The sequence below is a fragment of the Chryseolinea soli genome, from assembly GCF_003589925.1.
GTDB lineage: Bacteria > Bacteroidota > Bacteroidia > Cytophagales > Cyclobacteriaceae > Chryseolinea > Chryseolinea soli.
The window spans coordinates 1,960,579-1,982,111 of record NZ_CP032382.1; the positions used below are offsets into that span (position 1 = coordinate 1,960,579).

Here is a 21,533-nt window from a genome sequence, read left to right on the forward strand (position 1 = left end):
TTATGCGTCTTTATATTTTTACGATTTTTTTTCTCATTTTCGGCCTGAATTTTGGCTATGCTCAGAGGTTCGGCTACATTGACACGGACTTCATCCTGAATAAAATGCCCGAATACAAAAAGGCGCAGGAAGAGATCAACCAGCTGTCGCAGGCTTGGGAGAAGGAAATTCAGGAGATGAGCAAGAAGCGGGACGAGATGTACAGCGCGTTCCAGGCCGAACAAGTGCTGCTGACCGAAACCATGAAAAAGGAGCGGACAGAGGCCCTTCAGAAAAAAGAAACCGAGCTGAAAGAATACCAGAAAAAGGTCTTCGGTTTTGGCGGGTTATTTTTCCTGAAAAAGCAGGAGTTGATCAAGCCCATTCAGGACAAAGTGTGGGATGCTGTCGACAAGGTTTGCAAGGAAAACAGCCTTGCCATCATGTTCGACAAAGCCGGTGAACTGGTGATGATTTACACCGATCCCCGCTATGATTACACCGATTTTGTACTAGACCAATTGGGCCTTGGAGACCCAAATGATAAGATTAAAAACTAAATTGAATTACTGTAATGAGAAAACTCGTTTTATTCGTGGCCTTGGCACTAGCAGCCTTTGTATCCCATGCACAGGCACCAGCGACAACTACCACCACCAAAGTAGGCTATGCGGATGTTGACTATATCTTCAGCCAGTTGCCGGAGGCAAAGCAAATTGATTCCGATCTCAAATCGCTTCAAACCCAACTGAAAAACCAGGTTGATACCAAATACCAGGAATTTCAGAAAAAGCTTGCCGACTACCAGGCCAATCTCAATACGATGATCGACGCCGTTCGTGCCAACACGGAACGCGAGCTTCAGCAAATGCAGCAAAACATCGAAAAACTGCAGCAAGATGCACAAACTACGATCCAGGCAAAACAAACCGCATTGATGGACCCCGTCTACAAAAAGGTGGGCAAAGGCATTGAAGACGTGGCCAAGGAAAACGGCTACACGTTCATCCTCAACCAGCAAATCGGCGGCCTCGACGTGATCTTGTACGGCGACGAGAAAATGGACATTTCTGACCTGGTGTTGAAAAAACTGGGGGTTACCCCTAAACCGGCCGGTACACCTGCTACCACCCCGGTAAAACCCAAGTAAAGATTACACGGCTTTTATAATCACCAACCCTCCCGGATAAATCCCGGGAGGGTTTTTTATTTTTGGTAGATGATCAGACCTACTTTTCTTTCGGCAGGAAACACCGTGGCACTTGCCGCCACCGGGAGAAAAGTTTCCACAGCGCAAATGCAAAAGGCCCTCGAAGTGTTTTCTTCTTGGGGATTGAATGTGCTGCGCGCACCCCATCTTTTCAGCGAGAAGCATGGTTACCTGGCCGGCACCGACGACGAACGCCGGCGCGATTTTCAGCAAATGCTGGACGACAAAAACGTGCGCGCCATTTTCTGCGCTCGTGGCGGCTATGGTACGACGCGCATTCTCGATGGTTTGGATTTCACCTCCTTCCTGGAAAATCCAAAATGGATCATCGGCTTCAGCGACGTGACCGCCTTGCATCTCAAACTGTTGCAGCTGCAAGTTGAAAGCATTCACAGTACGATGCCGATCTTATTTTCAAGCACCGGTATAGAACCTTCGCTGGAGAGCTTGAAGAAAGTAGTTTTTGGAGAGGATTTCACGATACAAGCTGCCGCGCACAGGGCCAATCGTTTAGGCCAGGCAACCGGCCCCGTTTTAGGCGGCAATCTTTCTTTGTTAACCGATGCCTTGGGCACATCGAGTGATCCCGATACGGCAGGAAAAATTCTCGTCATCGAAGAAATTGACGAGTACAAATACCGCTTCGATCGCATGCTCACGCATCTCAAACGCGCAGGTAAATTCAATCAGTTAGCAGGATTGATCATTGGACACATGACGGACATGAAGGATCCTGAACCCGCTTTTGAAGAAGACTTTGCTGACATGGTGATGGATAAAATTGCTGGCACGCAATACCCTGTAGCTTTCAATTTTCCCATCGGACACGAAAATCCAAACCTGGCTTGGCGGCACGGTTCGCTCATGTCGCTGGATGTGAATCCCACCGGCAGCATGCTGCAACCGGCAACGGGATTATTGCGCGAGGCGTATATTATCGGACCAGGTTCAAAAAAGTAGAGCCAAGATTGTCGGCAATAATTTTTTTATAGCGAACGCCCTTGCGATAGTCGTCCGTTAAAAATTCTTTCCAGAGGCCATCCCAATCGGATTGCTTTGCCATAATGAATCCCAATTCTTCGGCATTACCCAAATCGACATCTTGGCGTTTTATGGGAAGTTTTTTTCTTACAACCCCCACATACTCCGTGAAGTCAAGGATGGAGAAGATTTTTGGGTTGGCGGTGAGGCTCTTGATCACCGTTTCGCTGGAAGGTGCATAGGTGATGTTGAGGTCGGGGTAGTATTGTTTTTTGAGCATGTCGGCATATTTCATATGCGTGCTTCCCGTGATCACTAAAGCTGAAAACCCGGCATATACTTTTGGCAAATCCTTGAGGTTGGTCAGGGCAGGCGAGTTTTGATTGGTGAGCAGCACCAATTGCGTGGTCATGAACGGTGGGGTGAACTTCAAGATTTTTTTGCGCTCTTCCGTGATGCTCGTGTTGGTAACACCCAGGATGTTGGGTGTCGACTGAACGACCTTCAAAAATCCTGAAAATTCACGCTCTTCGCCCGCATAGTTGACGGTAACGGTCTTACTATACTTTTCCTGAATGAACTTTGCGAAGTCGGAAAGAATGTCGACGCAAACGCCTTTCATTTGTCCGTTGTCTTTGTAGATCAGACCGGGTTGTTCGTAGTATACAATCGTTAGCGTTCCTTTGCCCGCGGCTTTCACATCGGCCCAACTGTTGCCTTGATATTTCTGACCGGCTGCCGACAGGGAGATCAACAACACAACGGCTGCGCTAAACCATGTTTTCATAAGGATAAAATTTCTCTCACGAAGATAGAAGAGAAATGTTGTTGCGCAAATAATCAGTTTGCCGTTCGCTTGTTCCGGAGCAAACGTCTGTCGAGAAGGTGAAGCAGGGTTATGAATACAATGGCGAATAAAAATAGACCTCTATAGCTTCTCAAAGCGCTAAAAACACCGATGTTAAATTTGAAATCCGTCAGCACAATCGCGGTGATGAATGCGGCCAGGAGTAACACAATACCCACACCAAACCAAACGTATTCGCGCACCGTCGTCTTTTCGGTTTGCTGTTGGACCAACGCTCTCACTACGCGATTTGCAAAGGCGTGAGGCAAAACAAATTCCGGCTCCTGCCGGAGGGCATCAAACACATGCCGGTAGGCCTTCGCATCGACTTCGTCTCCCGTGGCAGGTTGTCCGGCCTCGAGGTTTTTCTGCATTTCTTCGTCGTGGATGTTCATAGTAACTCTTCTTTACCGATACATTTCTTCACCTTCTCTTTCAACAAATTCCGGCCCCGGAACAAATAACTCTTCACGGTACCTTCCGGAAGGCCGGTCACTTCACCAATTTCGGCATAGCTCATGGCATCGACATGGTAAAGCGTCAGAATGGTCTTGTACTGCGGCGGCAGGGCATCGACCAACGTCATCACAAAACCGTTCATGTCCTGGTCCGACAAAAGTGACTCCGGATTTTCCTCCTCCACAAACGCCGCCTTGAAGTGATCTTCTTCGGCCAGGTCGGTCATGGGCATCTTCCGTTTTCGCATCCAGTTGATGGCATGCCGGTAGGCGATGGTGGCAACCCAGGTCGACAGTTTCGATTGAAAGCTGAAATCCGAAAGCTTTTCGTACACTTTCAGGAACACGTCCTGACACAGCTCCTCCCGTTCCTCGTTGTTCTTGACCAAACGCCCGACCATGTGGGCCACAAGCCTCTCATGCTGCCTGATCAGCAACCTGAAAGCTTGCATATCTCCCTGCAAAACCCGGGATACAAGCGTTTTGTCATCCGTCATGGATGGGTGAGACACGTTTTCCACAGGCGATGTTGCAGCAAAAGGTAATTAATTTTTTCGAAGGAATTTTCTTTCCAAGTCTGCAACATTCCGGCAAAGGATCGTGTCATACGCACCATAAACCGAAAACAACACTTAAATATCCAGGTTATGAACGAAAACTTAAAACAAGTATTGATGCCCCTCACGATTATCGGGACCTTTGGGGTGTCACTGCTATTCTTTGCCCGCACCATCACCGACTACATCCTGAAAAAGAAAATGATCGAAAAGGGATTTGTCAACGACGACACGCAAGCCATTTTCAAACGCCACACGGAAGAGAATAAATTCAGCAGTTTAAAGTGGGGACTCATCATTTTGACCGGCGGCATTGCCCTGATCATCCTGGAGTATGTGCCCTATGAACGCGAGTCTCCCCTGCCGTATGGCATCTTCGCCGTCGCGGTATCGTTAGGCTTCCTGGTGTATTATTTCCTGGTCCGTAAAGACCTCAACAAGTAGTCCGTTTTCCGACACTTTATCTCTAAAAAATGATCCGAAACTATATCCTGGTGGCGCTGCGAAATATCCGGCGCCACAAGTTTTTCTCGCTCATTAATATTTTGGGTTTGGCCGTGAGCATGTCGGTTTGCCTGGGCATCATTATGCTGGTGGCCGATCAAATGATGTACGATCAATACAATACCAAACGCGATCGCATCTACCGTGTCGTTACCCGGCATCTCAATCCCGACGGCTCGGGGGCGGGCAATGATTACTCCACATCGCCTCAACCTCTGGCAGCGTCATTGCTCGACGACTACACCGGCGTTGAAAAAGCCGTGCGATTGCGACGAGGCTTTGGCAACACCTGGATGGAAATGGAACCCGGGTTTGATGTGAACATACCACTGGGCGGACTTTTTGCCGACCCCGATGCGCTCGATGTTTTTGAATGGGAGCTGGAGCATGGCGATGCCAAAACAGCATTGACAAAACCGTATAGCGTAGTGCTCACGCGCAAGGCCGCGAATAAATTGTTCAAGCAACCCAATCCTGTGGGCGAGGTGATCAAAGTTGGCCACTTGGGAGAATATACAGTTACCGGGGTGCTAAAAGAAAAAAATCAAAAATCACACATCGTCTTTGAAGCGCTCGCATCCTACAGTACTATCAAAAGCCTCGAAGCCGATAGCATCTTTTCCAAGGAGGATGGTGAATATGGAAACTGGACTTCCGGCTGGGTATACATGCTGCTGGAAAAAGGTCATTCACCAAAGGAGATAGAGCGGCACCTGCACGACATCACGAAAAAAAATCTCCCGGAAAAACAGTCCGCGGGCGACGAGCACATCTATCAATTCTACTTACAAAATCTTACGAGCATCACACCCGGGCCCTTCATCAACAATCCCATCGGCCCGTTTATGCCGATGATCTTTGTCTATTTTTTCGGAGGCCTTGCGCTGTTGATCATGCTCACGTCGTGTTTCAATTATACGAATCTCAGCATTGCCCGCTCACTAACACGGGCGCGTGAAATTGGCGTGCGAAAAGTAAATGGCGCCAATCGTCTGCAAATATTTTCGCAATTCATGTCGGAGTCCGTAGTGATCGCTCTGTTTGCGTTGGGGCTTGCGCTGCTTTTGCTGATGGTGGTGAAGCCCTTTATGCTCCACCTCAAGTTTGCACAAGTCTTGAAGTGGGACCTGGAAGCCAACTATCTGGTGTTTGGCGTCTTTGTCGTATTCAGTCTGGCGGTCGGCCTGCTGGCGGGACTTTTTCCGGCGGTGGTGCTTTCCAAATTCAAGCCGGTTAAAGTCTTGAAGGGCGCCGGCTCCATGAAGTTGTTTTCGCGTATGGGCCTGCGCAAATCTTTGTTGGTCGGCCAATTTGCGCTTTCGCTTCTTTTCATCATCTCGGTGCTGCTGCTCTACAATCAGTTGAAGCTTTTTGTAAAAGCCGATCACGGTTTCGACATGGCGAATAAAATAAACGTCCGCGTGAAAGACATCCCCCTGCAGGCCATGCAATCGGAGTTGAACAAATATTCCAACATCCAAAACGTGGCCGCCTCCTCACACATTCCCGCCACCGGCGTCACCTATGGAGACGGTTTTAAGCGAGCGCTCGACGATGCCGAAGACACCGGTATGGATTATTTCTATGTCGATGAAAACTACCTCGTGAACATGAACATCGAACTCTTGGCCGGCCGGAACTTCAGGGATGCCGATGGCGAGTCGAACAAGAATTTTCTCGTCATCAACGAAACGGCCGTAAAGAAATTTCAATTCACTTCACCCTCCGACGCGCTGGGTCAGGAGATCTATGCCGCGCGTGACTCTGTCAAGTTTGAGATCATTGGCGTCGTGAAAGACTACAACCATCAATTCATGATGGCGAAGATCGACCCCATGGCCTTGCGTTTTGATACCAAAGAATTCAAGGTGTTGCAAGTGAAATATTCCGGCAGCCACGATCAGGCCGTGAAAACCATCGAGACAGCCTGGAGCAAGGTGAATCCTAATCTTAAACTCGACTACAAAGATTTTGAGGAAGAGGTGCGGTTTTTTTACAATACGATCTTTAGTGATTTTGTCACCATCGTCGGCGTCATTGCTTTCATGGCCATTTTTATTTCGTGCTTGGGTTTGTTGGGTATGGCTACCTATGCTACGGAGACGCGATTGAAAGAAATCTCCATCCGGAAAGTATTGGGGTCGAGTGATAGCGCGTTGATCATGCTTTTATCAAAGGGATTCCTGATCTTGCTTTGCATTGCGGTATTCATTGCTGTTCCAATAGCATGGTTTGTCAACAATTTGTGGTTGGAGCTGATTGCTTACCGGACAGCGTTTAGTGCCGGCGTCATAGGCCTTGGCATTTTGATCTTGCTTTTGTTGGGCGGCCTCACGGTCGGCTCCCAAACCATTCGGGCCGCGTTTACAAATCCCGTTGACAATCTGAAGAACGAATAAGTCATTCAAAATTGAGTCAAAGAAAAAGGTGGTCATCACAACGACCACCTTTTTTCTTTTAGGTGTTCATGAACTCAGCTCCTGCAAATAGCCCTATGAGGCAATGGTCCTCGCCGCAACATATGCCGTTGTCCATGCCGCCTGAAAATTGAAGCCGCCGGTTTCGCCGTCAATGTGTAAAACCTCGCCGGCAAAAAACAAACCGGGCACTAACTTGCTCTGCAGCGTTTCCAGATCGATCTCTTTCAGATCCACGCCACCGCAGGTGACAAACTCCTCCTTAAAGGTGGTCTTGCCTTTGATTTGAAACGGACAGCGAATCGTGTTTTCCATGAGCTTGTTCATATTTTTCTGTGGCACTTCCGCCCAGATCTTCGTCTCTTCAATTTCCGAAAGCTCACATAACTTTTGCCACAAACGCTGCGGCAATCCAAACAATGGGTTGGTGGTCACTTTTTGTTTACCCCTTTGTTTCTTGTGTTCTTGCAAGCCCTCCATAAATTCCATCTCCTTCATCGGGCCGATCCAACTCACCAAGGCTTGGAAGGTGTAGTGAATGCCATTTAAATATTCGGCCGCCCATGCGGAAAGTTTTATAACGGCCGGTCCACTCAAACCCCAATGCGTGATCAGCAATGGGCCCTGCTGCACAAATTTTGTCCCGGCAATTTTCACCTCCGCCTGGGGCACGGAAACACCCATAAGGTCTTTGAATTTTTTTTCACTTTCGTTGAATGTGAACAAAGAGGGGATCGGTTTTATGATCGTGTGACCAATATCGGCTATCCACTGATACGCCTGTGCCTGCGCATTTCCGCCGGCCGCAATCAAGACCTTGTCCGCTTCAAAAACACCCTGACTGGTTTCGACCACGAAAATGTTATTTTGTTTCTTCACAGACGAAACCGGAGCACTAAGCTCCAGCCGGATCTTTCTGGAGAGAGCCTGTTCCATGAGGCAATCGATAATGGTTTGCGAGTCGTCCGTGGTGGGAAACATCCGGCCATCCTCCTCCGCTTTGAGTGCCACGCCCTTTGACTCGAACCACCGCACGGTGTCTTCTGCCTGGAAGGATTTGAACAAACCTTTCAGCGCTTTTTCTCCCCGCGGATAGTGCCGGGCCAGCTCGAAGGGGTTGAAATTGTTGTGGGTAACATTGCACCGGCCCCCACCCGAAACCCTCACCTTTGTTAACAGCTTAGTGGTTTTCTCGAGGATCAACACCTTTAGGCCCGGCTTTCGCTCGGCCGCCTGGATGGCCCCAAAGAAACCAGCCGCGCCGCCACCGATAACAACCAGATCGAATTTCATTTATAGATGCCTCTTTTTTCGTCAAATATAAACCGCCCAGACCATAAGTTGATGCTGTCTCACCGTCTGCAGACGCCGGATAAAATAAGCTTGCTAAAGGATCCTGTTTATCTTTGGAAAAAAATTGTCCTTGCTTCACGACATCCTGTCCTCCGACGTCCAACAATTCATTCACGAACACGAACGTGACGACGTGCGCGCATTGGTTTTGAAGCAGTCCGCCGTGAAGGGGGTTCCCATGTCCATTATTGCCGAACAAATCTCCGGGCGAAAAAAAGCAAAAGAAAAAATTCCGCTCCTCGCCGATACCGCCGGCATCGTCTATCCGCCGAACCTGAACCTGGAGCAAAGCTCTTCCCAAAAGACAGCGCTCTATAAAAATGCGCTACTCAAAGATGTTCAACCGAAAGATCGCTGTGTCGATCTCACCGGCGGGTTTGGGATAGACGCTTTCTTTTTCAGCAAGGTCTTTCGGGAAGTGCTGTATGTTGAACCGAATGAAGATCTTCTTCAACTGGTGCAACATAACCACGAGCAGTTGGGCGCAAAGAATATTGTCCACCAGGTAAACACCGCGGAACAATTCTTAAGCAAAGCCCTATTGAGTCAACCGAAGCTGGATCTTGTCTACATCGATCCATCCCGCAGAAATAAGATCAACAAGAAAGTCTTCTCCCTAACGGAGTGCGAACCCGATGTCACCACACTGGTGGATACAATTTTTCAGATAACAGATGTGCTCTTGATCAAGACGTCGCCCTTGCTGGACCTTCATCAAGGCCTCGTGGAGTTGAAATTCGTTCAAAAGATCATTGTGGTTGCTGTGGACAACGAGGTGAGGGAAGTCCTCTTTTTGTGTGTTAAGGATTTCGACGGCGAGCCTTTGATCCAGGCAACCAATCTTTTAAAGAATGAAAGAGAAGAATCGTTGTCCTTTTCATTTTCTGAGGAGCGCGCTGCGGCATCAACTTTCTCGCCGCCACAAAAATTTCTCTACGAACCCAACGCGGCCATCCTGAAGGCCGGCGCTTTCAAAACGATCTCACAAAAGTTTCAACTGGCAAAACTCCATCCGAGCACACACCTCTATACCTCTTCCACATTTCTTGAAAATTTTCCGGGGAGGGTATTTGAGATCCTGGAACCGCTCAAAGCTTCCCCAAAGTCAGTGGCCACCCAATTCCTGGAGGGAAAAGCAAACATCACCACGCGCAACTATCCGTTGTCCGTAGAAGAGCTCAAGAAAAAAACAGGACTGAAAGACGGCGGAACAAACTACCTCATGGGCTTTTCGGGTCAGCAAGAAAAATTTCTCGTAGCGGCAAAGCGTCTGCAATAGCTTACAATACTTTCAGGATATCCTCCACCGGTGTCTCGCCGTTGAAATGTTTCACAAGCGCATGATCTTCCGAGTAAACATATAGCGAAGGAGCGGAAATGGGCCCAAACGTGTTGATGATCTTTTCAACCGGGGTCAACGCAAAATGAACATTTATTTGATCATTGAATTTATACGCCTTGGCAAAGGCCTCCGATTCCTGTACCGTGGAGGCCGTAATAAAGTAGACCTCATAGGGCTGCAGGGTCTCGATGTGCTCACGCAGTGCCGTGGACTCCCGCTGACAATGGTCGCAATCCGGTTGATATAAAATCAAAATGACTTTTCCCTTCAGCGTCCGCAAGTTCACGGGTGTGCCGTTCAGGAGATTGACGGTTAATTCGGGCAGCTCATTCTTTGCAGGTTTGGGTGCGGAAACGGCCGCAACGCTGTCTACGCTGGCCTGTTCATTGCCGGTTTCTGTGGAGGCTTGCTTTCCACAGGCTGCAAAAAGCGCGATCGAAAATAGAACGAATAGTTGGGTTAGTGTCCTCATGGCATCATCCATATAAAAAGCCAATATACCAGATAACTCACGATCCCCACACTGCCGTATAACTTTATCACCTTGCGCCGGTTCTGAACACCCTCCCACCAAAGCATCGCCCAAGGTTTGAAAAGTCCGATCACCATGAAAAGGAACGCCGTTACACTGCAAAAGAGGAAAATCTGAGGGAAGAATTTCATGGATCAAAAATAAAGGAATTTTCGTTCTTCCTTTTGGATCGGCATAGACCCCAGCCCTATCTTTGTGGCCTTTGCCGCTTTCCCCAAGCAGCAGATAGTAAAGACACCGATATTGAGGGCGAATGATTTCTTAAGTATCTACGCCGCGGATGGTTTCATCAAGACCGTAGCCGCAGGGATAAAAGCGTCCGATCACAAGAATACCCAACTGAAAGGTTTATCCGGAAGCCTGGACGCCCTGGTCATGGCCGCCGTCTTCAAGCTCCACCACCTCGACCACGTGGTCATTCTCCACGATCGCGAAGAAGCCGCCTATTTTCAAAACGACCTCCAGAACTTGTTGGGACGGGAAATCCTTATTTTCCCCATGTCCTACAAACGGCCCTACGAATACGACGAAACGGAAAACGCCAACATCCTCATGCGGGCGGAAGTGCTGAACAAGCTGGCCAACAAAACATCGCCCGAGATCATCGTCACCTATCCGGAAGCGCTTAGCGAAAAAGTTATCAATAAACGATCGCTCGCTTCCAATACCTTCACCGTTACCCTCGGCGAAAAGCTGGATCTGGCGTTCCTGGAAGAATTCCTTCACAACTACGATTTCGAAAAAACGGACTTTGTTTACGAAGCCGGGCAGTTTGCCATACGCGGGGGCATCATCGATATCTTTTCGTTTGCCTATGAGTTGCCTTATCGCATCGAACTCTTCGGCCCCGAAGTAGATAGCATCCGCACCTTCGACCCGGGCTCGCAGCTCTCGGTGGATACGTTGGAAAAAGTGAACATCATTCCCAACGTCCAGTCCAAGCTGATGCAGGAAGAGCGCCAGTCCTTTTTGGAATTCATCTCGCCGGCCACTCGCCTTTGGTACAAGGATGTGCAACTCACCCGCGATGTGATCCAGAAGAGTTTTGAAAAAGCAGAGCAGTCTTTCCAAAACATCAAAAAATCAAGCGGCACGCCGGTGATCTCCACAGCCGACAAACTGTTTGATAACGGCGAAGCTTTCGCAGAAAAAGCCGCAAGCTTTCACGCCATCGAATTCGGCAGTCGCTTTCGTTTTAGCGACGCGCAACGATTCGATTTCCATTCGTCGGCACAGCCGTCGTTCAACAAAAATTTCGAATTGCTAGCCAAAGATCTGTACGATCAGCAAGTGCAGGGCTTTAGCAATTTCATTACCGCCGATGTGCCCCGTCAGACCGAGCGTTTGAAGGGCATCTTCGAGGAGATCAATGCACAACTCCGTTTTCAACCGCTCGATTTCGCGATGCGACAGGGCTTTATCGATGCCCAACTAAAGATTGTTTGTTATACGGATCACCAGATCTTCGAACGCTTTCACCGCTATCGCAGCAAAGAAAAATTCACAAAATCGAAAGCGCTTACCCTGCGCGAGCTGCAAACCCTGCAGCCCGGCGACTTTGTGACACACATCGATTATGGCATCGGCAAATTTGCCGGCCTGGAAAAAAAAGAAGTGAACGGCCACGACCAGGAAGCCATTCGCCTGGTGTTCCGCGACGACGATTTGCTTTATGTAAGCATTCACTCCCTTCATAAGATCTCAAAGTATTCCGGCAAAGACGGGTCACCCCCCGTTATCAGCAAGCTGGGCTCGCAGGAATGGGAAAACAAAAAATCCAAGGCGAAGAAACGCGTAAAGGACATTGCGAAGGAATTGATCTCGCTCTACGCAAAACGAAAATCCGCCCCCGGCTATGCATTCCCTCCCGACGGATTCCTGCAAGCGGAATTGGAATCGTCCTTCATGTATGAGGACACCGCCGACCAGGCCCGCGCCACAGAAGATGTGAAGCGCGATATGCAGCAGCCTCATCCCATGGACCGGCTCGTTTGTGGCGACGTTGGTTTTGGTAAAACCGAAGTAGCCGTGCGCGCTGCATTCAAAGCCGCCACTGAAGGAAAACAAGTGGCCGTGCTGGTACCCACCACCATCCTGGCCATGCAACACTATCGCACGTTCAGCGAACGTCTTTCCGCTTTCCCGGTAAAGATCGATTACGTTTCCCGGTTCAAAACCGAAAAAGAGATCAAACAGATTCTGGACGAAGTAAAAACGGGCGACATCAACATTCTCATCGGCACACACCGGGTCGTGAGCAAGGACATCGTGTTTAAAGACCTGGGACTTTTAGTCATTGACGAAGAACAAAAATTTGGCGTGAAAGTAAAGGACCGGTTAAAAGAACTGAAAGTAAACGTGGACGTGCTCACCCTCACGGCTACACCCATACCCAGGACGTTGCACTTCTCCCTGATGGGTGCACGCGATCTCAGCATCATCTCCACCCCGCCACCCAACCGCCAACCGGTAACCACCGAGTTGCACACGTTTGATGAAGCCCTCATTCGCGATGCGGTCAGCCACGAATTGCGCCGCGGCGGGCAGGTCTTTTTTGTGCACAACCGCGTGAGCGATATCGAAGCCATCGCCAACGTCATCTACCGTCTTGTCCCCGACTCGCGTATCGGCATAGCGCACGGACAAATGGAGGGCGACAAATTGGAGAAGGTGATGATGCGGTTTATTGACGGTGAATATGACGTGCTGGTATCGACGAACATCATCGAATCGGGATTGGACATTCCCAATGCCAACACCATCATGATCAACCACGCCCACATGTTCGGACTTTCGGACCTGCACCAGATGCGCGGCCGCGTGGGGCGGTCGAACAAAAAAGCATTTTGTTATTTGCTCACTCCGCCTACTTCACTTCTGACCGCAGATTCGCGCAAGCGGCTTGGGGCCCTGGAAGAATTCTCCGAATTGGGCGATGGCTTCAAAGTGGCCATGCGCGACCTCGACATCCGCGGTGCCGGCAACTTGCTTGGTGGAGAGCAAAGCGGTTTCATCACCGACCTTGGTTTCGACACCTATCACAAGATTCTGGACGATGCTATCCAGGAATTAAAAGAAACGGATTTCAAAGATCTCTTCACGGCAGAATTGGAGGAAAAGGCCAAGCTTATTGTCCAGGATTGTGTGATCGAGACCGACCTGGAAATACTGATCCCCGACAACTATGTGAACAACATTAGCGAACGGCTCCAGTTGTATTCACGGTTGGACAACATCAAGGACGAAAAACAGTTGAAAGAATTTTCAGACGAGGTGCGCGACCGATTCGGGCCGTTGCCGCCGGCCACCGAAGAGCTGGTCAACACGGTGCGTCTGCGTTGGTTAGGGGAGAAGTTGGGATTCGAAAAACTAAGCTTGAAAAGCGACAAGATGCGCGCTTTCTTCGTAAGCGGCAACGACAAGTATTTCAGCTCCGATGTGTTTGGGCACATCCTCGCTTTTGTCCAAAAACATCCGCGGCAATGCAAGATGAAAGACAGTGCCGGAAAAGCGATGCTGGTGATTGAAAGCATTAAGACCGTGGACGCCGCCATCGACCTCCTGGGTCAAATGACCATTCAAACCCCCAAGTCGGCCAAGGAAATTCTGTCCAAATAGGGCTCCAGCCCGAGGGGTTTCTCAAAGGCATTGATCATGAGCACCTTTTGGTAGCGGGGAGAATAGAAAACTTCGATGAAAAAACCATCTGTAAAGTACAAGAAAACCTTACAGTCAGAAAGCGTGCGTTGAGACAGGTAGTTGCCCGAAAACGTAATCACATCACATTTCTTCTCGAAGGGCATTACTCTAAAATCTTCCAGGGTGTACATACGTTGTGTGCTTTGCCCCAGCTATTAGAAATTCTGTGCCACTCGCTTTGGCCCTTCAAAATGTTCACTAAACGCCATTAGCTAAACTTCGGCTTCCCAAATCTGGAGACAACTTTCCCGAAACAATAACGCCTTGCGCAAAGCGTTCTTATTCCGCGTGTTTCTGTTCCATTACTAGTTGATCAATAAACTTGCACCAACTTGGAAAACATCCGATTATCCATTTAATTAGCATTCTGTTTAAACTCGAAAATCAAATGAGGTATTCACTCAGGGTTGTTTTGTATGTAATAGGCGGTTCAGTTGCCCTGACCTCCTGTTCACTTTTTGGAGGCAAAGGCGGTAAGCCGAATGCCCAGAACCCAGGTCAGAACAGTACGGCCACAGGCTTGGCGTACAATGACGAAGATCAGGGCGGTTTCATGGTGAATCCTTACGAAGGCCAACCCGATGCACCCAACATGGTGTTCATCGAAGGTGGTCGTGCCGTAATGGGTTCCTTTGAAGAAGATGTTATGTCGTATCGCGACAACATTGAAAGAACAGTTTCCGTCGCTTCCTTCTATATGGACGAAACGGAAATTGCAAACGTGCACTGGTTGGAATACATGCACTACCTCGCGAAAGATTCTTCGCAGGAAGCCTACCAAGCTGCCCTTCCCGATACTACCGTATGGGTTGGAAAGCTGGCCTTCAACGATCCTTATGTAGAACACTATCTCCGCTACCCCGGCTTCCGCTATTTCCCTGTTGTGGGGATCACCTGGAACCAGGCTAGCAAATATGCTATCTGGAGAACCCGTGCCGTAAACATCAAACTGGCTGAAGACGCCGGCGAAGAATATGCAGAAAGCGATGGCCGCATTCCCCTGGAATCTGGTATCGTGGTGCCTGCTTACCGCCTGCCTACTGAAGCAGAGTGGGAATACGCAGCCCAAGCCCTCATCGGCACCCAGTGGCTGGAAGAACTGCAAACCCACCAACGCATTTATCCTTGGGACGGCCACGCGGTTCGTAACCCTTATGGAAAACAAATGGGCTTCATGCTGGCCAACTTCAAACGCGGCCGCGGTGACTATGCTGGTATCGCCGGAAGACTGAACGATGCTGCGCTGATCACTTCATATATATATGAGTATCCTCCGAACGACTACGGTCTGTACAACATGGCCGGTAACGTAAGCGAGTGGGTGCAAGATATCTACCGCCCGATGTCCTTCCAGGATTTCGACGATCTGAACCCTATCCGTCGCGATGGTTTCCTCGATCCCGCTTCCGGAAGCAACTCTGGCTATAACAGCGATTTCGAAAAGAACCCTGAATCGTTCACGTCGCTCATCACCGACCGTGCCCGCGTTTACAAAGGCGGTTCATGGAAAGATGTAGCCTACTGGATGTCGCCTGGTACCAGAAGATACCTCGACCAGGATTCTGCCACGGCAACCATCGGTTTCCGTTGCGCCATGATCCGTGCCGGTTCGAACTACTAAGCCTCACAAGATTAAAAAATATAAAACCCCGGCTAACCCCCGGGGTTTTTTTATGTCTCGGCAATACAAGCGATGCTCAACTCCGAGCATCCCTCTTTGAACAAAAGTTGACCGCAGGCCTCCAACGTGGCGCCCGTCGTAACGACATCGTCCACTAAAAGAATCCGTTTGCCGGCGAGGCTTTCGCGACGATTTACCTGGAAGACACCTTTCATATTTTCCAGCCGATCCAATTTGCTTTTACGGGTTTGTGTCTCCGTTTTTATTCCGCGCTCCAGCGTGCTGTCGGAAAACGGAATGCCTAATTTCTCGGACAAGCCCTCGGCAAACTTGGCACTTTGGTTATAGCCTCGTCTTCTTCGACGGGCCGGGTGCAGCGGCACCGGCAGGATAAGGTCGAACGCCTGGCCAAGACCGCCGGCGATCATTCGCTCGCCGTACACTCTCCCCAGCACGACGCCGATCTCGGGGTGATTTTTGTATTTCAATTGGTGGAGCACCTGCTGAACCCGGCCGTTCTTGCTGAATTTAAACAGGGCCATCGCCCGCGCCAGGGGCATTTGCAGCGAAAGCCTTTTATATAGAGCATTCTCCTGGTATAGGTAATCGTCCGTTTTGGCCATCTCCAGCATACAGTTGGTGCAGATCGTTTCTTCGCCTTTCACCAGGGCGTCGTTGCACCCGAGGCAATAGCGCGGGAAAAAGAGATAGACAAAATCAAGCAGGATCTCCGTGAATCTTGAATTCATGGTTTAGGGATTATATTTGCCGCTAACAGTGTTTCTAAGTTAATTCAAAATCAAAGTTTTTTCTATATGGGATTAGTGGAAGATTTCAATGGCTACCGGAGCAAAATGAACGAAAAGATCATGGACTCCGACAGCCTCATCATCAAACGTATATTCAACCTCGACACCAACGCATACACCGAAGGACACCTCGACCTCAAATCCAAGGAATTGATCGGGCTCACCTGCTCGCTGGTGCTGCGATGCGACGACTGTGTGAAATATCACCTGGGCAAAAGCAAGGAGGTCGGGCTCACCACCGACCAGGTGAATGAAGCCATGGGAATTGCCACCCTGATTGGGGGAACCATTGTAATACCACACCTGCGCCGGGCGTTTGAATACTGGGAAGAGTTGAACCATGTTTAAGCGCGACCTCGACTTGGAACGAAGCTGGGCCGCCCTCACCGCGAGCCTGGAATCGCTCATGGGCAAAAAACCCAAAGACCTCAATGGCGTGCTCTTTCTCATCGGCGTTCAAGAGCTGGGAAAAGGAAAGCGGTTTTTTAGCAAGGAGGAAAAACAGGACCTCATGCATATTGGTATTTGCAAGGTGTTGAGCCTGGCGGGCTATTATGAATTGGAGGGATTGGATCAGGATGGATGGCCCCATTGGAAAATGGTGAAAAAGCTTCCGCACTTCGACCTGCTGGAACAGGAGAAATTGCTCAAGCTGCAGGTCCTCGAATATTTCGAAAAGGAATTTGAATGGTCATTCGAAAAACCGCCCCAGTCACCGGACGCCTGAGACGCAATCCTGTCCGTGGTTTTGTGAAACGCGGAGAAAGCCACTATCTTAGGAGTGTTTCAACTTTGAATGATATTGTTGCGTTTTTGATCATATAAATACTATTGGTTATGGGAGCAGGAGTGGAGCGCATTCATGAAAAGATAGGGTCATTCAAGAAAAAGTACTACCTCAACATTTTTGTGCGGGGTGCTATTCTCACCTTGTCGATTCTCATCTCGTATTTTCTTATTGCCGTTTTGCTGGAGTACAATCTCTGGCTTGGGCCCGTAGCACGCTTCTCGATATTCCTGGCTTTTTTTGCCGTGGTTGTTTTTTGCCTTTACCGGTTTTTGAAAGATCCGTTGAGATGGTGGTTTGCCAAGCAGGGTCTTTCCGAGGAACAAAGTGCCCAGGTGATCGGAAAACACACACCCACTGTGAAGGACGGGTTGCTCAACCTCATCCAACTCTCGGCTACGCAAAAAGATTCTGCCTTGGCCTACGCCAGCGTCGAACAGAAGTCCAGGGAATTTGAGTCGGTTTCGTTCGATAGCTTTATCGATCTGCAGCAAAACAAGCAGTATGTCAAATACCTCATTGTGCCCTTGTTGGTCATCGTCGGTATCATCGCCATCAACCGGAGCATCCTCACGCAAAGCACCGAACGGATCGTCCACTTCACCCGCCACTATTCTCCACAGGCTCCCTTCAAATTTTTAGTCGATCCCGAATCCCTCACGGCATTTCACAATGAAAAGCTGACGCTGAACGTGCAACTGCAAGGGGAGGCGTTGCCGGAAAGTGTCTACCTGCTTTCGGGAAACCAACGGCTGAAGCTGGAGCATCTGTCGGCGGACCAATATTCCTATGCCTTTGAAAATGTTCAGGAAGCATTCGATCTTCAATTTGAGGCGGCCGGATTTTTCTCGGACGTCTATCACGTAACGGTTTCAAGCCGGCCGGAACTTTCGAACTTTAGTGTCGACCTCCAGTACCCGCGCTACCTGCAACGGAAGAATGAACGGCTCAACAACGCAGGAAATCTGGAAGTGCCCGAAGGCACGGTGGTGAGGTGGAACCTGGCAACCCGCGACGCACAGCAAGCCAGTATTCTTTTTTCTTCCGAGAAAACACCGTTCGACATGCAGGAGTCCGGCGGCGATCTGTTTAGCTACGGAAAAGAATTCAGGAATCCCGATCAGTATGAGATCATCCTGAAAAACAACAAAACGAAAAATAAGGAACGCATCGCCTATCATGTGGATGTGATCAAAGACGAGTTTCCCAAAATCCAGGTCAACAATTTCAAAGACTCGGTGCTCTATAAAATGGTGGTGCTGAGCGGACTTGTCGGCGACGACTACGGCGTAAGCCAATTGGCACTTCATTTCAAGATCAGAAATGAAAATCAAAAAGAGATTCTCAGCGAAACGTCCAACATTCCGATAGCTAAAAATCAGTTACAACAAAGCTTCTTCCATCCCTGGCGGCTGGACTCCCTCGATCTGAAGCCCGGCAACCAGTTGGAGTATTACCTCGAGGTTTGGGATAACGACGGGGTGAACGGAAGAAAGTCGACCAAGACCGCGCGCTACACCTTCATGGTTCCTTCGGAAGACAACCTGGTGGCCGAGATCAAAAGCTCACAAAATAAAACACAACAGAAGATCGACCAGAGCGCCGGCAAAGCCAACAAGCTTCATGAAAAAGTACAAGAGGCCAACCAAAAGCTGAAAGGCAAACAAAGCCTCGACTGGCAAGACAAGAAAATGCTGGAAGACATCGTGGACCAAAAGCAGGGTCTCGACAAGCTGGTGGAAGAACTGAAGGAACAGAACAAACTGCTGGAGCAGAAAAAAGAAGCCTTCACCAAACAAGACGAGCGGATCAAAGAAAAGGCCGAGCAGATCCAAAAGCTGATGAACGAACTGCTGGACGACGAAACCAAGAAGCTGTTCGAAGAACTTCAAAAACTTTTGCAGGAAAACAAAGATGTGTCGCAAATCCAGAAGATCCTGGACAAGCTGAACCAGAACACCAACAACCTGGAGAAAGAGCTGGAGCGGACATTGGAATTATTCAAGCAACTGCAATACGAATTCAAGCTCGACCAGGCCGCCCAGGATCTGAAGAAATCCGTGGAAGAGCAAAAGGCCTTACTGGAGAAAACCGAGGCACTTGAAAAAAATACCGAAGCCAAAGCCAACAAAGATCAAAAGTCCGATAACAAAAAGGACAAAAATAAAGAGGCCAAAAACCAGGACTCCAAGAATCAGGACAATAAAAACCAGGACGGAAAAGATCAGGACGGCAAGGACAAGGACGGTAAAAACCAAGACAGCAAGAACCAAGACAGCAAGAATCAGGATCAAAAGAACGACGGCGGCCAAAGCAGCGAAAGCCAGGAGCTGGCCAAAGAGCAGGACAAGCTGAAACAGGATTTCCAGAAAACAGCCGAGCAAATAGAGGAGCTAAAGAAACTGGGCAACGAACTGCAAAAGGACGACGACCTGCCGTCCGAAAAATCTTCGGAGGAAGTAGAGCAAGATCAGGAAGAAAGCAAAGACCAACTCGAGCAGGACAGCCCTTCGAAGTCGAAGAGCTCACAACAAAAAGCCGTTCAAAAAATGCAGAAGATGCAACAGCAGATGGAAGGTGCGCAAGAGGGGATGGCCATAGAAATGGACATGCAAAACCTGGAGGCACTCCGGCAGATCATCCACGGCTTGGTAAAACTTTCGTTCGATGAAGAGGGTTTGATGAAAGGATTTAGCGAGCTGAATCAGAACGACCCCAACTTCAACACCATTGCGCAAAAGCAATTGAAGCTCAAGGATGATGCTAAAGTGTTGGAAGACAGTTTGTTAGCTCTTGGAAAGCGCGATCCCTATATGAATTCCATTGTCACGAAAGAAGTCGGGGACCTGAACGAGCATCTCGATAAAGTGATTGAAGCCAACCGTGAGCGCCGCCGGCCACAGGCCGCCAGCGAAATGCAGATGACGATGACGTCCATCAACAACCTGGCGCTTATGCTCGATGATCATTTCGACATGATGACCCAAATGATGCAAAACGCAAAGCCGTCGATGGGCAAGTCGAAAAAGAAAGGACAGAAACAGAGCCTCAGTCAGATGCAGCAACAATTGAATCAGAAAATTCAAGAGCTGAAGGGAAGCGGAAAGCAGGGGCGGCAGCTCTCTGAGGAATTAGCTGAAATGGCAGCAGAGCAAGAGCGCATCCGCAAGGCACTCCAGGAAATGCAGGAAAAGATGAAGGACGGAAAAATGCCGGGTGGCGATCTGCAGGGCAAGATGGAGCAATCGGAAATGGACCTAGTGAACAAGCAGCTCTCGGAACAGTTGATCAAGCGCCAGCAGGAAATCGTGACGCGATTGCTGGAGACCGAGAAGTCGGCGCGCGAACAGGACATGGACGAAGAGCGCAAGGGCGAAACGGCCAAGGACTACGAAAAAGAAATACCCAAGGCCTTTGAAGATTATTTGCGTCTAAAGGAAAAAGAAGTAGAATTGCTTAAAACAGTGCCACCTAAGCTTTACCCTTATTATAAGAAAGAAGTGAGCGAGTATTTTAAAAGAGTGGGTGAGCAATAAACCCCTAATGCCAAACAAATAGTAAAGAGAAACGTACAAAACTCAGCATGAACACGATTAACATCCAGGTTCCGTCTATCGGAGAGAACATTAGAATGATTGAGAGTTTTATTGACAATGCGAAGGAGAAATTTCACCTGGACGACGATATGTACGGCAACATTATGATCGCTGTGACCGAAGCCGTGAACAACGCCATCAAACACGGAAATGCTAACGACAAATCGAAGAACGTATTTCTGAGCCTTTTCCTGGACGACACGATGTTGAAATTTATCATAAAGGACGAAGGCACTGGATTTGACTATGCCAACTTACCCGATCCCACCGCTCCTGAAAATCTGGAGAAACTGGGTGGCCGCGGCATCTTCTTGATGAAGCACCTTTCTGACGAAGTGAACTTCAAGGAAAACGGCCGCATCGTTGAGCTAAGCTTTTACATGAATTCCTAAATGTCGTCCATCCGTTTCTTTGAGGAGGACGTCACATTCCAAATTCCGCATCCGCGGAAGACATCAACCTGGATCAAGTCTGCAATAGCAAAAGAGAAGAGAACGCTCGGTGAGCTGAATTTTATCTTTTGCTCAGACAACCACCTTCGCGAGATCAATATCCAGTATCTCAACCACCACACCTTTACCGATATCGTGACCTTCGACACCAGTGAGGTGAAAGGTCAGATCTCCGGCGACATCTTTATCAGTATTGACCGGGTACAAGAAAACGCTCAAAAGTTTAAGACCACATTTGATCACGAGCTCCACCGGGTCCTTATTCATGGGGTACTTCACTTGGTTGGCTATTCCGACAAGGGAACCGAGAAGAAAGCCACCATGCGCAAAAAAGAGGATGCTTATCTATCTTTGCGGAAGTAAGTTCCACGTGGAACCTAATCTTGCCC

19 protein-coding genes are annotated in these 21,533 nt (G+C 49.0%); 13 read left to right on the forward strand and 6 right to left on the reverse strand.

The features are described from left to right. The first annotated feature begins 2 nt into the window (after positions 1 to 2). The 3 genes from D4L85_RS08470 (at position 3) to D4L85_RS08480 (ending at position 2,149) form a co-directional block, all read left to right on the forward strand. Positions 3 to 539, forward strand: coding sequence for an OmpH/Skp family outer membrane protein (locus D4L85_RS08470; RefSeq protein ID WP_119753913.1), 537 nt, complete (start codon positions 3 to 5; stop codon positions 537 to 539). A gap of 14 nt (positions 540 to 553) precedes the next feature. After that, a complete protein-coding gene (locus D4L85_RS08475; RefSeq protein WP_119753914.1) occupies positions 554 to 1,129 on the forward strand; it encodes an OmpH/Skp family outer membrane protein in 576 nt (191 codons plus the stop codon). Positions 1,130 to 1,198: 69 nt separating this feature from the next. Further along, the gene (locus tag D4L85_RS08480; RefSeq protein ID WP_119753915.1) at positions 1,199 to 2,149 is read left to right on the forward strand and encodes a S66 peptidase family protein; all 951 of its coding nucleotides are present in this window, start codon (positions 1,199 to 1,201) and stop codon (positions 2,147 to 2,149) included. Here the strand turns inward: D4L85_RS08480 and D4L85_RS08485 are convergent. Genes D4L85_RS08485 through D4L85_RS08495 form a run of 3 tightly spaced genes read right to left on the reverse strand, consistent with a single transcriptional unit; the run spans position 2,124 to position 3,972 of the window. Beyond that, positions 2,124 to 2,957, reverse strand: a complete 834-nt coding sequence (locus D4L85_RS08485) for a substrate-binding periplasmic protein (RefSeq protein WP_119753916.1) — start codon at positions 2,955 to 2,957, stop codon at positions 2,124 to 2,126. The two genes, D4L85_RS08480 and D4L85_RS08485, sit on opposite strands and share 26 nt — an antisense overlap. Positions 2,958 to 3,010: 53 nt before the next feature. Continuing rightward, positions 3,011 to 3,412, reverse strand: coding sequence for a hypothetical protein (locus D4L85_RS08490; RefSeq protein ID WP_119753917.1), 402 nt, complete (start codon positions 3,410 to 3,412; stop codon positions 3,011 to 3,013). Further along, positions 3,409 to 3,972, reverse strand: a complete 564-nt coding sequence (locus D4L85_RS08495; RefSeq protein ID WP_160143610.1) for an RNA polymerase sigma factor — start codon at positions 3,970 to 3,972, stop codon at positions 3,409 to 3,411. Before D4L85_RS08495 ends, D4L85_RS08490 begins: the two co-directional genes overlap by 4 nt. Before the next feature lie 150 nt (positions 3,973 to 4,122). Here D4L85_RS08495 and D4L85_RS08500 point away from each other — a divergent pair, with 150 nt between their 5' ends. Together D4L85_RS08500 and D4L85_RS08505 are read left to right on the forward strand one after the other, a co-directional pair. Then, positions 4,123 to 4,476 carry a DUF6249 domain-containing protein gene (locus D4L85_RS08500; protein WP_119753919.1) on the forward strand — a complete coding sequence of 118 codons (354 nt, stop codon included), beginning with the start codon at positions 4,123 to 4,125 and terminating at the stop codon, positions 4,474 to 4,476. A 29-nt stretch (positions 4,477 to 4,505) separates the two neighbouring features. Continuing rightward, a complete protein-coding gene (locus D4L85_RS08505) occupies positions 4,506 to 6,935 on the forward strand; it encodes an ABC transporter permease (protein ID WP_119753920.1) in 2,430 nt (809 codons plus the stop codon). Between the two features lie 93 nt (positions 6,936 to 7,028). On the opposite strand, the gene D4L85_RS08510 is transcribed toward D4L85_RS08505, so the two are convergent. Beyond that, positions 7,029 to 8,246 (reverse strand): BaiN/RdsA family NAD(P)/FAD-dependent oxidoreductase, encoded by a 1,218-nt coding sequence (locus D4L85_RS08510; RefSeq protein ID WP_119753921.1) that lies wholly within the window; start codon positions 8,244 to 8,246, stop codon positions 7,029 to 7,031. Positions 8,247 to 8,376: 130 nt separating this feature from the next. On the opposite strand from D4L85_RS08510, the gene D4L85_RS08515 reads away from it, so the two are divergent. Beyond that, complete coding sequence (locus D4L85_RS08515) at positions 8,377 to 9,585, forward strand: THUMP-like domain-containing protein (protein WP_119753922.1); 1,209 nt, start codon at positions 8,377 to 8,379, stop codon at positions 9,583 to 9,585. Position 9,586: 1 nt separating this feature from the next. Here D4L85_RS08515 and D4L85_RS08520 read toward each other — a convergent pair whose 3' ends face one another. Continuing rightward, the gene (locus D4L85_RS08520; RefSeq protein ID WP_160143611.1) at positions 9,587 to 10,120 is read right to left on the reverse strand and encodes a peroxiredoxin family protein; all 534 of its coding nucleotides are present in this window, start codon (positions 10,118 to 10,120) and stop codon (positions 9,587 to 9,589) included. 303 nt (positions 10,121 to 10,423) lie between these two features. Between D4L85_RS08520 and mfd the strand changes: the two genes are divergently transcribed. After that, on the forward strand, positions 10,424 to 13,798 hold the full coding sequence (gene mfd / locus D4L85_RS08530; RefSeq protein ID WP_119758708.1) for a transcription-repair coupling factor: 3,375 nt from the start codon (positions 10,424 to 10,426) through the stop codon (positions 13,796 to 13,798). Positions 13,799 to 14,267: 469 nt separating this feature from the next. Continuing rightward, the gene (gldJ, locus tag D4L85_RS08540; protein ID WP_119753926.1) at positions 14,268 to 15,500 is read left to right on the forward strand and encodes a gliding motility lipoprotein GldJ; all 1,233 of its coding nucleotides are present in this window, start codon (positions 14,268 to 14,270) and stop codon (positions 15,498 to 15,500) included. A gap of 50 nt (positions 15,501 to 15,550) precedes the next feature. On the opposite strand, the gene D4L85_RS08545 is transcribed toward gldJ, so the two are convergent. Then, the gene (locus D4L85_RS08545) at positions 15,551 to 16,249 is read right to left on the reverse strand and encodes a ComF family protein (RefSeq protein WP_228450822.1); all 699 of its coding nucleotides are present in this window, start codon (positions 16,247 to 16,249) and stop codon (positions 15,551 to 15,553) included. A 66-nt stretch (positions 16,250 to 16,315) separates the two neighbouring features. Between D4L85_RS08545 and D4L85_RS08550 the strand changes: the two genes are divergently transcribed. The 5 genes from D4L85_RS08550 to ybeY all read left to right on the forward strand — a co-directional run bounded on the left by D4L85_RS08550 (position 16,316) and on the right by ybeY (position 21,507). Continuing rightward, a complete protein-coding gene (locus D4L85_RS08550; RefSeq protein WP_119753927.1) occupies positions 16,316 to 16,657 on the forward strand; it encodes a carboxymuconolactone decarboxylase family protein in 342 nt (113 codons plus the stop codon). After that, entirely contained in the window at positions 16,650 to 17,036 is a 387-nt protein-coding gene (locus D4L85_RS08555; protein WP_119753928.1) for a hypothetical protein, read from the forward strand. Before D4L85_RS08550 ends, D4L85_RS08555 begins: the two co-directional genes overlap by 8 nt. 110 nt (positions 17,037 to 17,146) lie before the next feature. After that, entirely contained in the window at positions 17,147 to 20,632 is a 3,486-nt protein-coding gene (locus D4L85_RS08560; RefSeq protein ID WP_228450823.1) for a DUF4175 family protein, read from the forward strand. Between the two features lie 47 nt (positions 20,633 to 20,679). Continuing rightward, positions 20,680 to 21,084: an ATP-binding protein gene (locus D4L85_RS08565; RefSeq protein ID WP_119753929.1), complete on the forward strand. Its 405-nt coding sequence runs from the start codon at positions 20,680 to 20,682 to the stop codon at positions 21,082 to 21,084. After that, positions 21,085 to 21,507 carry an rRNA maturation RNase YbeY gene (ybeY, locus tag D4L85_RS08570; protein WP_119753930.1) on the forward strand — a complete coding sequence of 141 codons (423 nt, stop codon included), beginning with the start codon at positions 21,085 to 21,087 and terminating at the stop codon, positions 21,505 to 21,507. It abuts the gene before it with no gap. The last annotated feature ends 26 nt before the right edge of the window (positions 21,508 to 21,533 follow it).

What these genes read in the sequence shown, in the direction of transcription:
- D4L85_RS08470 (WP_119753913.1), top strand. Translation starts at nt 3, where the DNA reads ATGCGTCTTTATATTTTTACGATTTTTTTTCTCATTTTCGGCCTGAAT.
- D4L85_RS08475 (WP_119753914.1), top strand. Translation starts at nt 554, where the DNA reads ATGAGAAAACTCGTTTTATTCGTGGCCTTGGCACTAGCAGCCTTTGTA.
- D4L85_RS08480 (WP_119753915.1), top strand. Translation starts at nt 1,199, where the DNA reads ATGATCAGACCTACTTTTCTTTCGGCAGGAAACACCGTGGCACTTGCC.
- D4L85_RS08485 (WP_119753916.1), bottom strand. Translation starts at nt 2,957, where the DNA reads ATGAAAACATGGTTTAGCGCAGCCGTTGTGTTGTTGATCTCCCTGTCG.
- D4L85_RS08490 (WP_119753917.1), bottom strand. Translation starts at nt 3,412, where the DNA reads ATGAACATCCACGACGAAGAAATGCAGAAAAACCTCGAGGCCGGACAA.
- D4L85_RS08495 (WP_160143610.1), bottom strand. Translation starts at nt 3,972, where the DNA reads ATGACGGATGACAAAACGCTTGTATCCCGGGTTTTGCAGGGAGATATG.
- D4L85_RS08500 (WP_119753919.1), top strand. Translation starts at nt 4,123, where the DNA reads ATGAACGAAAACTTAAAACAAGTATTGATGCCCCTCACGATTATCGGG.
- D4L85_RS08505 (WP_119753920.1), top strand. Translation starts at nt 4,506, where the DNA reads ATGATCCGAAACTATATCCTGGTGGCGCTGCGAAATATCCGGCGCCAC.
- D4L85_RS08510 (WP_119753921.1), bottom strand. Translation starts at nt 8,246, where the DNA reads ATGAAATTCGATCTGGTTGTTATCGGTGGCGGCGCGGCTGGTTTCTTT.
- D4L85_RS08520 (WP_160143611.1), bottom strand. Translation starts at nt 10,120, where the DNA reads ATGAGGACACTAACCCAACTATTCGTTCTATTTTCGATCGCGCTTTTT.
- gldJ (WP_119753926.1), top strand. Translation starts at nt 14,268, where the DNA reads ATGAGGTATTCACTCAGGGTTGTTTTGTATGTAATAGGCGGTTCAGTT.
- D4L85_RS08545 (WP_228450822.1), bottom strand. Translation starts at nt 16,249, where the DNA reads ATGAATTCAAGATTCACGGAGATCCTGCTTGATTTTGTCTATCTCTTT.
- D4L85_RS08550 (WP_119753927.1), top strand. Translation starts at nt 16,316, where the DNA reads ATGGGATTAGTGGAAGATTTCAATGGCTACCGGAGCAAAATGAACGAA.
- D4L85_RS08555 (WP_119753928.1), top strand. Translation starts at nt 16,650, where the DNA reads ATGTTTAAGCGCGACCTCGACTTGGAACGAAGCTGGGCCGCCCTCACC.
- D4L85_RS08560 (WP_228450823.1), top strand. Translation starts at nt 17,147, where the DNA reads ATGGGAGCAGGAGTGGAGCGCATTCATGAAAAGATAGGGTCATTCAAG.
- D4L85_RS08565 (WP_119753929.1), top strand. Translation starts at nt 20,680, where the DNA reads ATGAACACGATTAACATCCAGGTTCCGTCTATCGGAGAGAACATTAGA.
- ybeY (WP_119753930.1), top strand. Translation starts at nt 21,085, where the DNA reads ATGTCGTCCATCCGTTTCTTTGAGGAGGACGTCACATTCCAAATTCCG.